This window comes from Aureliella helgolandensis, from assembly GCF_007752135.1.
Taxonomy (GTDB): domain Bacteria; phylum Planctomycetota; class Planctomycetia; order Pirellulales; family Pirellulaceae; genus Aureliella; species Aureliella helgolandensis.
This window is the reverse complement of sequence record NZ_CP036298.1, coordinates 6104754-6119769: the sequence shown is the minus strand read 5'-3', so window position 1 is coordinate 6119769 and position 15016 is coordinate 6104754. Positions and strand designations below refer to the sequence as shown.

Here is a 15016-nt window from a genome sequence, read left to right as displayed (position 1 = left end):
CTACTAGGTAACCGAAATATGAGAATCATCACTCGCGGGCTCGCGCTACTGCTGGTCTTTGCGGCGGGCAATTGCTGTAGAGCTGACTTGATTATTGAAATCCAAGACGTACAAGTGCAAGTCGGCACCCCAAGCTCGGTGAACGTGTATGTCCACAATTCTGCTGGAGAGGTAAATGTCGGGATCTACGATCTGAAGTTCAACATTTCCGCGCCCCAATTCGGGGGTGCCGGCATACTTGAGTTTCGACCATCAGCCGATCAAAGCAAGTCGGAACTTAGCGACTCAGGCTACATCTTTTCGGGACAGACTGGCACAGGTTTCACTTCGGTCAGGCAAGATGCGAATGGCAATCGTCAACAATTGGTTCAGAGCGACAGCGTAGCTGGATACATCGGCTTTCCCAGTGGCAATACCATCCTGGTTGGTACCACTCCCAAGCTTGTGGCAACACTAGAGCTCGCCGCAGTCCGCAGCGATTCTAAGCCAAGCGACTTCGAGATTTCACTCGATCGAAGTTCCACCTTTAGTGTGTTCAACGGGGGCCCTCAACCAGTTGCAATCGCCGCTCAATCGTTTGCAACCAGCGCCGACAACGTGGCCAACGGAACCCAATTCACCAACTTCGGTACCATCCGCGTAACGGCTGTTCCCGAACCCTCATCGAGCCTATTGCTGCTTTGCGCCGTTGGTGTCAACGTATTCAGAAGACGCCGCAACTGCAAACAAAGCAGCTCGGCGGTCCCCCGCCGAATTCCTCTGGAGTAGGCTCGTAACAAGCGCGGCGCAGTCTCGGCACGGGCAGCGTGTGCCTATCGCCTTGCGTTATTGTTCGGATCAATGTCTTTTGGCTACCACAAGTCTGGCTTTACTGCTACCGTTAAGGCTTCGGCATACCGGTCCATACCGGTCGCTCGCTATTCCCGCCCAGCATGAGAGGACGTAATGATGATCCGAACAATTCTTACAGCAGTCGTCCTCAGCACAATCGCCGTGCCTTCCCTTGCCGACGACAAGCAAGGCGAGCTCAATGCCCAGATCGAAGCGGCATTCGCCGACGTTCAATGGCCAGGTATGGTTCGGTTGCCGATTGGCGTTACACCACAGGGATCGCCGATCTGGTGCTTGATGGATGAGGATGCGCTTGACTACCGGACGTCGAAAGTGCGCGTGGTGATGGTCGAAACTCTCGACGTTTCACCGGAGTCCGTCGCCGGCTTTATCGAGAATTTACGCCAGCGTCAGAATGAGGACTCTTTGCTTCATGGCTGGTGTGCAGCATTTGTTCCGATCGCCGAATCATCGGAGGCGACGCCGACCGTCCCACTCACATTTCCGCCTGAAGGGCAGGTTTACGGCAGCAGTGACGCAGCCACGGCCGCCTACATCTGGCGGTTTCTCGGCTGGTTTGCTCCTGATGCCGTGTTTGAGCTTGTGGGGCCGCACGATACTGTCTGGCAGCAGGTGTTCGAGGCCGAAGGCAAGGATGTGGCTTGGCCCCAGGATTCGCTCGGTGGAGCCCTGCGCAGGAAGCCCGCCGCGGGGTGGGGCGATATGTACGTACTCCGCTGGCCGGCCGTCTGGAATCGCGAGATGACGCTGCAACTACCCGCCGTGCTTGAATACTCAGGCTTTTCGACGATGGGATTTCTTTCAAAGCAGAATCCGCAGCCGCAAGGCCCCTTTTCGGCATGCCGTCGAAACGCAATTGCTCGGCTCGATCGCACTCCCAGCCAAGTTGTGACTGAACTGCTTATGCACTACGGCAATCATCTGAACACCGTCATGTATCAGCCAGCGCTAGCACTGGTGGCGCGGACACGCTTCGCCGAATTGACCGGCGACGCTGATTCTCTGAAGTCCGTGGAAGAGATCGTCGCGCCTTACTACTTGGCAGAGAAACCATCACTCGACGATCGTGCCTCCGGCAGCCATCTCGCCGGTCATCTCGTCTTCGCGGAACTGGCCCGCACCACTGGGGATCACCGTTATGTCGAGCTGATCACTGAGGCGGCCGACTACGCCTTCGATGAAGACGGCAAGCCGCACGAGGCGATGCCGTTCCACAGCGAGATGAGCGATGCCGTCTTCATGGCCTGTCCGATTCTGACCGCAGCAGGACGCTTCACCGGCGATGCGAAGTACATCGAGATGGCGATTCGGCATCTCGACTTCATGCGGGATCTCTGCTTGCGAGACGACGGGCTGTACCGTCACTCGCCTTTGAATGAATCGCCCTGGGGACGCGGCAATGGATTTCCCGCGCTCGGATTGGCGATCGCCCTCACTGATTTGGACGCGGTGCTGGAATCGCGTGTTATTGATCGGTCAGTCGTCGAGCCGATCCGGGACGAGATGCTAGCCGCATTTCGCGCCCATATCGCCGCGCTCGTCATCCACCAGGATCCCACGGGGACGTGGCATCAAGTGATCGACCATCCCGGCAGCTATCGCGAACTAACTAGCACCTGCATGATCACCTTCGCGATCCTCCGTGGGCTGAGCCACGGCTGGCTCGACGAAAATCATTATAGGCCTGTCGCACAGCGCGCCTGGGAGGCGATCAAACTCCGTGTAGGCCCCGACGGCAGACTGTTCGACGTCTGCACCGGAACTGGAAAACAGATGTCGTTGCGCCAGTACCTCGACCGCCCCGCCATCCTCGGCCTGGACGAACGCGGCGGCGCCATGGCGCTGATGGTCGCAGCCGAGATGCTCGCCAGCGAATCCCCGAAACCGTCGGCCCAATAGCGGAGTGAAACAGGAAATGGGGTGGTTTTTGCGCCACATGAAGGCCTCTTGCTTGATCCCTCGTAGCTTCGCATGGCGCATGGTGCCTTGAGGTGGTGCTGAACTCACGGACATGCAAGAGAAGTTTCCCGACCACGTCATCAACGCATGGATGGGACATTCGAGCCGCGTTGCTGAAAGGTATTACCTCCAGGTGACTGACGAGCAATGGGAGAGAGCCGTTAGTGCGCCGATTAGGAAGCTGCCAGACTTTCTCGAAGGCAGCGGTGGTAACCGCCCTGCACGTCAGCAGGCCTCCCCTGCCCCGCGAAACGAAAAAATCCCTGGGAAAACCCGCCATAGAGGCTTGGGGATTCCCAGGGATTCTGTGCTTAGTACCCCCGCAAGGACTCGAACCTTGGACCCGCTGATTAAGAGTCTGTGGAACATGCCTGTTTTCGTTGGGTAAGATGGGAGTGTGACAGTAGATTTGACACAACCCTCTTCCACTTCTCGTCACTAACTGGGGGGCACCTTCTCCAACTATCGGTTCCACTGGGATCCCGCTTCTTCATCGATAGGCCTTGCGAGAAACCTTCCTTTTACCCACCACCCGATGGCGAACCAATCTACCAATTTTGAGTCGTGCATGCCCTTTCAGATTGGAATTCCGCCTAAGGATGTGGATAATCGGGGCCTTGAATGAGGATAATTGCCCACCGGGCTCAGGATAATCCCCTTGTACATGTAATTGTTCTAATTTACCAAGGTTGTTAACAAGTTCGCCATGAAAGAACGCATGTACGAAGACGAATTAAAACAAGCTGAAGAGAAACTACACAAAGCAGCGATTCGGGCAATTAAGGCCTTCTGCAAAGAAGAGCCAATTACGGAGGTCCGCTGTTTTTTTCTCGATTCAGACGACGTTGCAGACGGACGTGTGGGCATAAGTATCGACTCTGTTTCAAACAATTCTGATGTTAGTCTGGACTCATTCAAATCGACAAAGAAGAGTCGCCGCGCGACTTGCAAGGGTAAGCGTGCGTGGGAGTTGGCCAAGCACGGACTCAACTGTCCGCCTTTAGAAATATACAACACTGATTCGGGCGATTTCGATTTCGGCGAATTCGCTGAGGTAGACCTTTCGGAGTGGAGAAAGATCGCGAAGAAAAATGGTGTTGAGAAGAGTGATGAAGATGGAGACGATAGCTACATCGAAGGAAACGCCAGAATTTCGATGTGGCGCACTATAGAGCGATTGGTTAAAGAGCGTGCCTTTGACTCCATGAAGACTAGCTCGCCGTTCTTCGTTGGCTTCAGCTTTCACGACGACGGACCTACTACCGTTGATATTCTTAAATGGCCCAAGTAAAGGCGAACCAACTGTTGTACGGTAGTTCCGGAGGCGGAACAACTTTGCACAACCAGTCAACTCCCGGAACACCGTGAACATGGCCGTTCACCCATTGTTAGATTTGCTGACCATATTAGATTTCTCGTTATGTGACACTTCCTCGAAGGCGTTCCAATGAAATTCGCATACTTCCTTATGACAATCCTACTGGCAACGTCAGCCGACGCGGCAGTCGTAACTTTCGGTAACTTTTCGGATTGGACTTATAATCAATCGGATGCGGGCTCTCCGGCCGCTATTTCATCTGACCGAATTGAAATCACCAGTGGTAGTAATCAAAACCGAAGCTTGTGGTTCAATCAAGCACAAGGAATTGATGACTTCTCTGCCTCATTTCACTACCAGGTTTCTAATGGCAATTTCGGTAGTGGATATGGCCTCACCTTTGCTGTCCATAACGACCCTCGAGGGCTGGGTGTAATCAGCAACTCGAATTTCAACTACGGCTTTCAAGGAATTGCCGAAAGCGCAGGAGTCACGTTGGAATTGAATGGCTCCACCAATACAACTGAAGTTGGTTTTTATCGAAATGGTGTGATTGGTAGTGGAGCGGCCAATGTCGCTCCCCATTTTCCAGGAGGAGCGGGTTTCGATGTCCTGGTCGATTACAACGGAAGCATCCTAAACGTGACTGTTGCCGATGGCATCAACACGCCATTCACTAGAAATTATTTTGTCTCCCCAACGCTACAGTCTTCAATAGGAGACGGCAATGCGTTCATTGGGTTTGGTGCTTCCAGTGGCAGTGGAATTACTCAAGTTATAAGTGACTTCCGTTTTGAAAGCACGGCGATACCGGAACCGAGTTCTACGGTTGCTCTTATTGCGATCACGGGATTTTGCTCGCTGATCCGCCGACGGCGGCAGACGATCTGAGCGGTTAAACTATGCCATGCACCGAAGGACGCGAGTCGGGCGATTTCGCAACGGAGAGTCTTTCGCGCGTCCTCGGTGATGTCCGCCGTTATTGCATGCTCCCCATTGGCATCTCCCTTTTTGAATGAAACAGAAACAAAAATCCAATGCCCCAAGACTCCGAAACTGGCCGCCAAGGTCTCGAGAATGGTTACAACCACGCAGATGCAATTGGCGCATTGTTGAGAGCCAACAGGTTATCCAATAGCAGCAATGAATTCGATTGGAATGGTAGCCGGGTTGTCATCAAAACGGGTTCTTCTGCCGTAGTTACACGCGCAGCTCTTGAACGGGTTGATGCTGTGGTTTACGGCGAAGCTACGGCCCAAGGGTGGACGATTTATCGAGTCGAGCCACGTGCTTTTGATGAGAATTCGATTCAATCCCAAAGCAGCAATCATAATGAAAACTATCGACTGGTACGTCGTGCCCAGATTCGAGAAATTGGCGAGCCAGTCGTTCTCGCTGATCTGTAGGTGGAGAATCGCGGGCAACGAGTGGCATCGCTGTAAAAAGCAATAACCATGCCATGCAAGAATCGAACTGGAGATGCTTGAATGACTAGCGGGTGTGAATCCCGCATGAGTAGCTGCTAGCCCCAGGCTCATTATTTGGGCTTGCAACCGAAGTATAAGGCGTCATGCCGAAGTCGTCGGTTGATGTGTAGCCAAGAAAGGTAGCGAGGATGAAAGGTAGGGACTGGCTGTCCCGCCCAGAACGAGATTGAGCTCCGAAATTCGGTTTCTGTTGGAATCTGCCCAAGGTCTTTGCATGCTGGAAGGGAATACTCACCGTCGCGCTCTTGGCGAGCGGCAGTGGGAGTCCCGGAGTCGAAGATCCATTCGCGCTAACCCCTGAGACATTCAAGTAACCAGTGAGGCCCAGACGCTCTTGAACTTACGTGAAAACCAATCATGGAAGCATTGAGTATGCCTAAGAAGCCTAACAAGCGAGAGCGGCAAATGGTGTTCTGGGAGTCGGATGACCGAATAGTACCGATGCCGCATGAATGCCAATCATGTGAAACGAAGCTGGGTAATCCCAGTGGAGGGAAGGCGGTCAAGCTAACACGCAGTCCAGTCCGGGCAGTGTCCGTACACAGAGACGGGGAACCACTGCTAACCCGGCTGGACTGCATCACTAATCAAGCAGTCCGCGACGGGGCGATTGGGTTCAACAACTTATAAGGAAAACTGCCACGAAGAAGTTCCGACAGAAGGTAGCTTCGCTGAAGGAATGGTTCCGCGAGAACTTGACGACTCCGATCGCCGAAGTCTGGCCGACGCTTAATGCGAAACTCAGTGGTCACTATCAGTACTACAATGTCAATGACAATTGGCGTTGGTTGCTGAAGTACCGCGAAGCCGCTCGTCGTCTAGGCTTTCGCTGGATGCGTCGCCGCAGCCATAAAGGCTCGCTGCTCAGTTGGCCGAAGTACCGTCTGTTTTTGGAACGACATCCGTTGGCACTTCCTGGCCGGATAACGGACTTGATTGCGTTGAGTCGCAGTGTGTGAGATATTGGTGACAAGTGTTAGCTGGGAGCCGGATGCTTTAACGGGGCTAGTCCGGTTCTGAGAGGGGTCGCACGTACAATTGAGCAGGGTCGTAATATTGTGACACCACAACGAGGAAACTCGTGGCAACGGATAAACACAAACCTCGACCTAAACTTGAAAGACTGCTTCCTACTCGCCCGGAGGGCCGGTGGTCAGTTTTCACAAATGGATGCTCAACTCCCGGCCCCCGCTGATCCGCAACGTTATCCGACTGAAGGGCTTGTCTCACACGAATGCATATCACTGAAGCTAGCGAGTTTGCGACATGGTTCTGGCCAACGTTTGTGGTAAACGATGACCTTGTCTTTCTCGAGTTCGTCAATTGGAACAGGGTCTACGACCTCAACATCTTCCATGATCGAACTGGAATTGAATCGCAACTGAATCACATCCACATTCTCGATGCTTTCGACCACGACGCTACGAACGATGATGAACCATACTGGGACGCAAGCCACCCACACTTTAAGCTTGCCTGTGGCGTCGGACGTGCTTTTGCAAGCTCTTGGGCACACAAGCTCTCACTTGACTATCCAGATCGTCGATTCCGCGTGTACTATACACGCGACGATAATCCGATCGTTCGTTTCCACCAGATACATGAAGGTGAGCCGCCGTGGCTTGATCGTGAAAACAGTAGTTGGGCCACAGACGAGGACGCCGTGCTCATTGTTGACGTAAGTGGACATCAACGACGCGTCGGATAACCAAGCCGTGAACCGAAGCGGCGAAGTCGGACGGTCTTGAAATGGAAAAACTCTCGTCGCCGCTCGGTTACGGCAAACGGTGATGTGGCATCTGATGAGCGTTCGCGTGTTTTCGCATTACCAGAGTGCAGTCTTGACTCACATTATGGCGGAAAAAGTGGTAGCATGGGCTGCTAACCTGTTGCATCTATCGCACACCGAGTCGACTTCGAGGGAGAATCTGAATGGCATCTATTATCTTGTTTTCTGACACATACCGCCTTCTAAACGGAACTTCGGTTGTGGATGTATTAGACGAGAATGGCCAACCACTTGCCTCCAATCCATTGGGAGGAGTTGGGCACAAGTTCTACGTAATTACGATTTCGAACGAGGGGACCGGAAACCGTGCAACAGCGCAGTACTGGGTCTGGGGAAAGACCGATCAGCCGGTCGCCGTCGAATTGGTTCGCGCGACAAGCGCAAACAACACTCCGCAGCTCGTTGGTGGCTCCGTCCTCCAACTTAAGTGCCCCAACGCAAGCAATGACCCAATTCACGTCCACGCAGAGCGTGTCACTTGATAGATAAATTAATGACGTCAGGCAAATGCTGTGGGTTACGGATCACATAACCATCGGATTTACCGAAGTACGGCATCCGGCTTTCACAAATGGAGCGTCAACTTGCCGTACTCGGTGATGCTCAACGTTGAACTAAGCTGGTTCACGACTAGTTCCAACGCTCGATAAGAAGAGTGTCTGGATACGAATCTCTCCAATGGATAACGGAGCTCGGCAGATTTCAGAATTGCAATTGCTTACTTCGACGGTCCATCACGATTCAAAGTTTCATCGGCAGGCATTGATTAGCCATGCTAGCGGTAAGACTAGGCATACTCGTTGGCTTCGCAGGCCGTTCCGAATAAGGGAATAAGCTCTAAGCTCCACGATGATGAGCTACGGCGCTGTGAACAATTGCTCGAGCCATGCGGCCTTTGATGCTACGGCACCGGCTGTTACGAACATGGTTCCGTCGCCATTAACGACGTAATCAATGTCACCAACGCGGTGCCGGGCGACGCAGGGGATGTAGGGCGGTGCCCCGAAGGTCCCCACGCTGTGATAAAGTTGGGTCGCAGATGGGCCAACCGTAATTGTCGAGTGAATCCCGCCGCTCAGGCTAGCAGACGAGCTCGTCAGATCGTTCGAGACCGTTCTAGCATAGTTCGAGCGGTTGATGTAATCACTGTCAATTTGAATGTCGACCCCCTTCGTCGTGCACAGGGCGTTGATCCAGGAGTTGGAGTTAGGGGTTCCGTAGGGAGGTCCAGAGACGTTGTAGTAGTCTCCAGCAAGCATCAGCCTTCCTGCCCACGATGATAACGAAGCCAGCCAAGGTGGGTCGACGTAAGTCCACAGAGCTAGAATTAGCTTGTAGTCGCTGAGGTTCCCCGAATACTCTCCAGCCGATGCCAAGTCAGAGGCGATGCCTAGCCCATCGTAGACGTCCTGGCAGGCTTCCAGCGAGGTCGCCGATGGATTTTCGCGGCCGATATCCCACAGTAGCACACTCGGAGAGCAATTACACTTTCCTGGATTGAGGCAGCCAAGTCCCATTAGCAACCCTCCACGTCGACGAACCTCATTGAGCCTACCCACTTCCATTGAACGACTTCGTCGCCACCAATGCTTGAATCGACTGAGTTGTAGACAGTGTAGGTACCAGCACCAATCTCGCCGGATGTGGCGCTAACATCGGTACAAGTCGCTGAGCCCCATACAAACGGATCGCCACCCGATCCAGCGCCGGATCGAGCCGGAATTCCGCCGCCCGGTGTCATCGCGATCCCTCCGGTTGATTCGCGACGATGGAAGGCAACTACGTCCCAACCGAAGGTCTTGTAGTTGTACGCAGCTTCCCCGTAGTCTCCATCCAGCCCGTCAACCAGCAAGTGCATTGGATCGCTAAGATTCGCTGGGTCTGGCATCTCTCCTGACAAGTACTGACGAGGCTGGATCACCTCGAACTTAGCAGCACCAATCGTGGTTCCTGGCCCAGTTGAAAGATCGTCCGTTAGGCGAAACTGGATTCGCTTCTTTTCAGTTGGAAGAATCTGAAGGATTTGAAACTCTTCATCGGTACTATTCCACGTAAAGAGAATTGAGTCGCCATCGTGTCCTAGCAGATTGTACGGATTGAGAATTGTAGGCGCTGAATAGGGGAGGAACGAAAACGGGTAGGGGCTCGATGTTTCGTAACTCGATACAGAGATGGCCCCTTGGTTCGCCACTGACCCAGTTACTACTCCAGAGGCGGTGAAATCGTGAGTGTCGTCATCGAGCACTGCCGTAGCAAGTATTGGATATTGATCGATCTCGACAACCCAGTATTGACTACCCACCTTCACCGCCCAGCCAACGGCACCCACATGCCCCAGTTTTTGTCCCGTGTTGCGAACAGTGATCTCATCGGAAGCTGAGATACCGGCCTCTCCAGAGACGATCACATCCGCGGTGGCTGTTTCGCCAACCGTAGGATCGAGATCCTCGGTAAGTACGAAAACATGCCCTGTAGTGACTCCGCTTCCTCCTTGATTTGGATCAATGGCGTAGTAAACATCTCGGACCTTAACGCACACGCCGCGGTCTTCGGAGAGCATGTGATTGAAGTGACCAAGCGTATTAACCACATAATGCAATTGCTCAACTTGGCGGCTATCGTCCATCGTGCGAATTTCGGCATTGGCGCCGGAAGCGCTCATGTCCGAATCGAGTGTAAACAGGTAGTGACGCTCGCAGCAGTTCAGCTCTCCTGTCAGCATTGCTGGAGGAAGGAACACGGCTGGCAGTTCGTAGACGCGGCTCGTGAACCGGTAGACTTCTGGTCGATCGGTTTCCAGCACTTGCACAGACAGGTAGTCGTCAAAACCACTTGGGATGTAGTCCAGAACCCCCGCATAGCAAAACTGCCCTCCACTGTTCAGCCAGGATGTAACGTCGGTTGCAATCTGCGAAGCGAAGGCATTGGAAGCGGCCGCATTGACGTGCACGCCATCTTCGTAGTCCAAGAACCATGATGTCCATACGGCGATCGACTTTGCTCCCTCTCCCAAACCACCAATCGGTGCGTAGCTGTATTCCTGTTTTTCGTTGGCGCGAACTCCGTATACGTGGACTCCTTTTGGTTTCGCCCCAGCTCCGCACTGTCCACCGGCCTGGAGCATCGAGGAAGTTCCAGCCGAAAGGAGTCTACTCGCACGACGCGTCGAGCTCGATGATGCATTCAGGGCCCGAAGCGCACCCGCCTGCAAGTCTGCTACCACGCGCAAGCCAACCGACAGAGCACCGATGTCCAGAGCCTTGGCGGCTGGGCATCCAGTCTTCCATAAACGCTCGTCAACAGGTCCGTATGCTAAGCTGACGGGGTCGGATGTCACGGGAATCTCCAAGTCGACTCCCAGTTCATAGAACAATTCCTCCCAGCCTTCAGGAGCAAACTCAGTTGCCACATGTGCGACCATGTTCGCAAAATACCTTTCATCAACCAGCGGTAGCAGCCAAAGCTCTCTACCGAATCCTGAAACACGGTAGGGAGGCAACGCGAACACGGTCGCCAGCAGCTGCCGCACTCCATCGTTTATCACCAGCTCGATCGAGTAGTTGTCATTTCCCCAATCGTCAGGTACGAAGGTTTCCAGGCTTTCAGGAGGAGTGTAGCCCCACGCTGTCACTGCAATCGCTTGTAGGGTTTGCCAGTCGACTGCATACAGTGCCCGAGCGTATCGGCTTGCTCCACTTGGCCACTGCAGTTCGCCAATCTGAATGGGTGGCAGCTCCGGGTAGGGAGTTTGCAACCAGCTTGATCCGTCGCAGGATAGCGTGTTCTCGCGAATCACACGGTTCTGCCATCTGGCGAAGAGCATATCTTCGGGGGGCAACCGATCGCGCAGGAAGTGCCGTAGCTGACACTGCCAGTCGTGCGCTACCGGCTCTCCGGCAATCGTCACGGATCCCTCGTTGGGCTGCGGTATCTCAGGCATACAAGTCCCAGTCCCAGGCGATCGAGAACGTCAGTTGAAGCCCAATCCATCCAGGAAAGCCAGGCACATCAAGAACACCTGTTGCGCTGACAGGGCGTGGGACGTCACGACAGAGTGGGATGCCATCACGAGACGGCTCCCATGCCTCTACGGCGACGTCTAGCATTGGTGCGCCGCCTGGATGAGCCCAGGTGGGATCTCCGACCGTCAGGAGCTTGAGAATGCTCTGCTTCCAGGTTATCAGGCTTGGACGATCTAATTCTTCAGGCGTATCGCTCAGTTGCTTACGTCGGCCGAAAAGCGAAAACTCTCGTCTGCCTCGCCTATCTCTCCGGATCTTGGTGTAGACGCCAATGACCGCACTTCCATCTTCTGTGGCCTGCGCGTGACTAGCAGCATCCCACAGTTCTGCCGGGAAGTTCCCACTGCCAGGGGCGATGCAGACTAGGAATCCGCCGCCCGGCATGTCCTCTGGTACCGCTTGATCAGATACAACCACATTTTGAACGTTCAAGAGCGGATGCTCGCGCAGTCGATCGGCAAAAGCAAGTAGAATATCAGTTTGCGTTGCGCGATTGCGCAAGTGTGGACTTGTAAGGTTTGGCATAAATCATAGTGTGGAGGGGTCGGTACCGGTGTCAATGTTGACGTGCCCTCACTGTTGCTTCGCTCTGCCATCCGTGCCCAAGGGGTGGCTTCCACCATGGCAATGCTCGCGCTGCGGAAAGCTCTATGGACGTGGCGAGTCCGGGATGTTTGCTATCCCTGAGGGGCTCGAGCCGATGCGGTACATGATGAACTGGCAGGATGCTCGCTATTGGTGCCACTTTGTAGCGAACCGGCCGTACGTCTACGCAATCTGCTATCCAACGGGATTGCCTTTCTACGTGGGGAAAGGTAGAGCTGAACGATTGATTCAGCATGGCCACTTCCTGCGCGAGGAGCTTGTTCGCGGTGGCGTTCCTCGGGATGAGAAGGAGCGGGTGATTAAGGGGCTGCACGTAGCCAACCACGAAGAGATGCACGTGATTCTTGCTTTGTGCGATCGTGATGCAGAGGCGTACCGGCTTGAAGCGATGATTATTGCCACTTGGGGGCGCAGGGCAAACGGAGGGATGCTCACCAATGCTGATGAAGGCGTTTTGACTCAAGTTCCTGAGAGTTGGGTAATCCCTGAACCACCGGCGATTGCGGTCAACAATCCAAACTGCAACGGTGGCATGTGGGTGAAACATCCCAAGATCAACCCTCGAGCGCCAACGCACCGCGGCGTCATCATCTCCTGCCCCGTTTGCCGAGAAGAGTGCATGCACCGTGGCGGGCAAGCTACCGAGGATGTCCGTTGCCCCTACTGCCACCACTTCTTCAGTGTTGATGGCGAACGGCTTCTGCAGCACTGGTACGCAAACAGGCCAAAGCTTGGGCAAGTAACCAAGTTCGAGGAGCCTGATGTGGAGTATTCCTGTATCGCAGCAGAGCCGGTACCCGCTGAAACTCGAGCGCCGGAGGTGCATTCAGAACGATCGCTGCGACACATTAAGCGGTTTTGGCGGCGCTGAGAGTTAGTCAATCGCGCCGGTAGTTTCAAAGAAGTTGGTGATTTGAATCGCATTCTCAACCGGTGTGGTTTTATCCCTAGGGTCCGAGCTGGCGCGGTAGGTGTCTCCTGTTCCGAGCGTCCTGGAGAGTGCGTAGACCCATTTGACCTGCACTGAGTATTCCCAGGTTCGGCCATCTGATAGAAGTTTAGGGGCATCTGGGAGTACCTCAGCGTGCATCAGATGCTCGTCGAGATTGGTAGACGAGTTGCTGATGACAGCCTTGGGCTCTGGCACCTTGGGCCAATCCCCCTGGCGACTGGCAACCATGGTGAAAGTACGAGTCTCAATTCCCGCATGCACGCTGGCAAACACTACAGTAGTGCCATTTCGAGGCTTAGAGAGTGGCAATGCGATCTTGCCAACGTCGCGATTGTAGTGGTTGTCGATTTCGACATGCAGATAGGTAAACCCGACTCCTACCTGAGCATCAGACCATCCGTAAGCAGCAAACGCAGAAGGTGGAGCTGCTGCCGGAAGCGATGGTGCACCAAGTGATGTATCCTGGTAGATGTAGCTTGCAAAACTGGCACTTTCTTCCACTGGACCCGACTCTGGCGTGAGCGCCTCGCCAGTCACGACATCGAAGTCGACATTGAGCCCTCTTGGTTTACCGTGCCATTCGCTGCAAGGTGACTGGAAGTAACAATCATAGGCACTCCCTAAACTGCGGTTATCGTGGTTAGCCCCTGCAACATCCCAAGCAAACGCTGCAGGTATCGGCCAGTCCTTTGGATCATAGTTGGCTGATTCCGGAATGTTCGGGTCATTCGATTCGATAATATCCTTGCCGAAGTTGTGTAGTCGGAGCGCGAAGTCTTCGTAGATAGCGGCGTTCGCATGAGTCACTAGAATCTGAGCCTCCACAACTGGCTCTTTCATGTTCTCGACAATAGTGAAGTCATTCACGACTAAGGTATCTGGCTGATTACCAGGGAGTGTGTTGAAGCCCTGGGCAACTGTCAGGCGGCTTTGGATGATGTGGAATAGCCAGTCCGACAAGTAGAGCTTGTACTGCCTCATAGTCCAGTCGTTGGGAGGGTTCCACTGTCCACGCACCATTACGTTCATGCTTCCAGTACAGTGGCCTCCATTCTCAACCTTTTCGATGTACGTTCCGCTCCAGTCCACAATGTGCGGTGGAGGGGCAACGCCAGCTTCTTGCATCGTGTAGCGGTATTTCAGCTTGAGCCCATCGGACGAAGTGAAGAATTGCCGCCCCTTCATTTTGGCATACGGAAACATGGCTGTAGATGTCATTAACCGCATTGCGTCTGGCTTGAAGCGTTGGTCAGAGACGATGAGCGTTCCCTCGATTACGATCGTGTTCGACCAGTCTTCGTTGAGAGTCTCATTGATTGCCCATCGATTAGAGATCACCCCTTTCACTCGCTTTGCATCCCGGATTGGATGCGCGCTTGGGTCGTTGTTCTGAAGCGGACAGATTGGACGACAAACCTCGATGGTGAATTGCACCCGCATTGCTCTCCCACCATGGATCTCTACAACATTCACGCTCATTGGCTTCGGGCCGTTGTTCATATCGATGACGTCTTCACGCAGGATCTCTATGTTGGAAGTTTCGAGTGCTCCCAGCTTGCCAGTGACCTTTCGACCTCCCTTGGTGTCACTCCCGTCTGTAGTGTCAACCTCCGAATAGTCACCGATTCCAGCAGCGGCTAGCACAACACGGTAGGAGTCGTTTTGCTGGCCGTCAGGAGCCGGGGCGTTGGGGCCAGCTGACAGCGGCTTATTGCTGACTGCATTCAACGCATACCAAAAATCACCGCGTGGCTGGCTCAGTTTCTCGTGTACGAATCTCAGTCGATCGACCACAGACTCATTGTTCACTGGAGGAACGCCGATCGTAGATTGGTGATCACCCATTAGGATGGGAGAGGAACTGCCGCCATTCACCGAATGCAGACTAACAAGCGTTGAAGCAACCGTCAGTCGGAAACGACTGTACAGAGGATCTGTCTGGCTTTCGTCATACTCGACCACTTGAGCAAATTCAATCAACTCGCAGTCGCGCATGAGCACGCCGTTGTAAAACGTGTGTGTGCCACTCAC

13 protein-coding genes are annotated in these 15016 nt (G+C 53.9%); 9 read left to right on the top strand and 4 right to left on the bottom strand.

Annotated elements, in window-relative coordinates:
- The first annotated feature begins 18 nt into the window (after positions 1–18).
- The 8 genes from Q31a_RS21575 (at position 19) to Q31a_RS21540 (ending at position 7887) form a co-directional block, all read left to right on the top strand.
- Complete coding sequence (locus Q31a_RS21575) at positions 19–768, top strand: PEP-CTERM sorting domain-containing protein (RefSeq protein ID WP_145082465.1); 750 nt, start codon at positions 19–21, stop codon at positions 766–768.
- Between the two features lie 177 nt (positions 769–945).
- Positions 946–2751 (top strand): glycoside hydrolase family 88 protein, encoded by a 1806-nt coding sequence (locus Q31a_RS21570; RefSeq protein WP_145082462.1) that lies wholly within the window; start codon positions 946–948, stop codon positions 2749–2751.
- A 766-nt stretch (positions 2752–3517) separates the two neighbouring features.
- Positions 3518–4102, top strand: a complete 585-nt coding sequence (locus Q31a_RS21565) for a hypothetical protein (RefSeq protein ID WP_145082460.1) — start codon at positions 3518–3520, stop codon at positions 4100–4102.
- Between the two features lie 330 nt (positions 4103–4432).
- Positions 4433–5020, top strand: a complete 588-nt coding sequence (locus tag Q31a_RS21560; RefSeq protein ID WP_197355480.1) for a PEP-CTERM sorting domain-containing protein — start codon at positions 4433–4435, stop codon at positions 5018–5020.
- A 146-nt stretch (positions 5021–5166) separates the two neighbouring features.
- Entirely contained in the window at positions 5167–5535 is a 369-nt protein-coding gene (locus Q31a_RS21555) for a hypothetical protein (RefSeq protein ID WP_145082456.1), read from the top strand.
- Between the two features lie 776 nt (positions 5536–6311).
- Positions 6312–6575 carry a hypothetical protein gene (locus Q31a_RS21550; protein WP_231690876.1) on the top strand — a complete coding sequence of 88 codons (264 nt, stop codon included), beginning with the start codon at positions 6312–6314 and terminating at the stop codon, positions 6573–6575.
- Between the two features lie 275 nt (positions 6576–6850).
- Positions 6851–7324: a hypothetical protein gene (locus tag Q31a_RS21545; protein WP_145082453.1), complete on the top strand. Its 474-nt coding sequence runs from the start codon at positions 6851–6853 to the stop codon at positions 7322–7324.
- A 224-nt stretch (positions 7325–7548) separates the two neighbouring features.
- Positions 7549–7887, top strand: coding sequence for a hypothetical protein (locus Q31a_RS21540; protein WP_145082450.1), 339 nt, complete (start codon positions 7549–7551; stop codon positions 7885–7887).
- Between the two features lie 375 nt (positions 7888–8262).
- Here the strand turns inward: Q31a_RS21540 and Q31a_RS21535 are convergent, their stop codons facing one another.
- The 3 genes from Q31a_RS21535 to Q31a_RS21525 are packed head-to-tail and all read right to left on the bottom strand — an operon-like array spanning position 8263 to position 11952.
- Entirely contained in the window at positions 8263–8922 is a 660-nt protein-coding gene (locus Q31a_RS21535) for a hypothetical protein (RefSeq protein ID WP_197355475.1), read from the bottom strand.
- The gene (locus Q31a_RS21530) at positions 8922–11345 is read right to left on the bottom strand and encodes a hypothetical protein (RefSeq protein ID WP_145082446.1); all 2424 of its coding nucleotides are present in this window, start codon (positions 11343–11345) and stop codon (positions 8922–8924) included. The genes Q31a_RS21535 and Q31a_RS21530 overlap by 1 nt, the downstream gene beginning before the upstream one ends.
- Positions 11338–11952 carry a hypothetical protein gene (locus tag Q31a_RS21525; RefSeq protein ID WP_145082444.1) on the bottom strand — a complete coding sequence of 205 codons (615 nt, stop codon included), beginning with the start codon at positions 11950–11952 and terminating at the stop codon, positions 11338–11340. Before Q31a_RS21525 ends, Q31a_RS21530 begins: the two co-directional genes overlap by 8 nt.
- A 145-nt stretch (positions 11953–12097) precedes the next feature.
- Between Q31a_RS21525 and Q31a_RS21520 the strand changes: the two genes are divergently transcribed.
- Positions 12098–12904, top strand: a complete 807-nt coding sequence (locus Q31a_RS21520; RefSeq protein WP_145082442.1) for a GIY-YIG nuclease family protein — start codon at positions 12098–12100, stop codon at positions 12902–12904.
- A 3-nt stretch (positions 12905–12907) separates the two neighbouring features.
- Here Q31a_RS21520 and Q31a_RS21515 read toward each other — a convergent pair whose 3' ends face one another.
- Entirely contained in the window at positions 12908–15016 is a 2109-nt protein-coding gene (locus Q31a_RS21515) for a hypothetical protein (protein ID WP_145082440.1), read from the bottom strand.

Excerpts from the sequence above, each read along its gene's own strand:
- Q31a_RS21535 (WP_197355475.1), bottom strand. The coding sequence starts at position 8,922 with ATGGGACTTGGCTGCCTCAATCCAGGAAAGTGTAATTGCTCTCCGAGT.
- Q31a_RS21525 (WP_145082444.1), bottom strand. The coding sequence starts at position 11,952 with ATGCCAAACCTTACAAGTCCACACTTGCGCAATCGCGCAACGCAAACT.
- Q31a_RS21565 (WP_145082460.1), top strand. The coding sequence starts at position 3,518 with ATGAAAGAACGCATGTACGAAGACGAATTAAAACAAGCTGAAGAGAAA.
- Q31a_RS21540 (WP_145082450.1), top strand. The coding sequence starts at position 7,549 with ATGGCATCTATTATCTTGTTTTCTGACACATACCGCCTTCTAAACGGA.
- Q31a_RS21545 (WP_145082453.1), top strand. The coding sequence starts at position 6,851 with ATGCATATCACTGAAGCTAGCGAGTTTGCGACATGGTTCTGGCCAACG.
- Q31a_RS21555 (WP_145082456.1), top strand. The coding sequence starts at position 5,167 with ATGCCCCAAGACTCCGAAACTGGCCGCCAAGGTCTCGAGAATGGTTAC.
- Q31a_RS21530 (WP_145082446.1), bottom strand. The coding sequence starts at position 11,345 with ATGCCTGAGATACCGCAGCCCAACGAGGGATCCGTGACGATTGCCGGA.
- Q31a_RS21520 (WP_145082442.1), top strand. The coding sequence starts at position 12,098 with ATGTTTGCTATCCCTGAGGGGCTCGAGCCGATGCGGTACATGATGAAC.
- Q31a_RS21575 (WP_145082465.1), top strand. The coding sequence starts at position 19 with ATGAGAATCATCACTCGCGGGCTCGCGCTACTGCTGGTCTTTGCGGCG.
- Q31a_RS21570 (WP_145082462.1), top strand. The coding sequence starts at position 946 with ATGATGATCCGAACAATTCTTACAGCAGTCGTCCTCAGCACAATCGCC.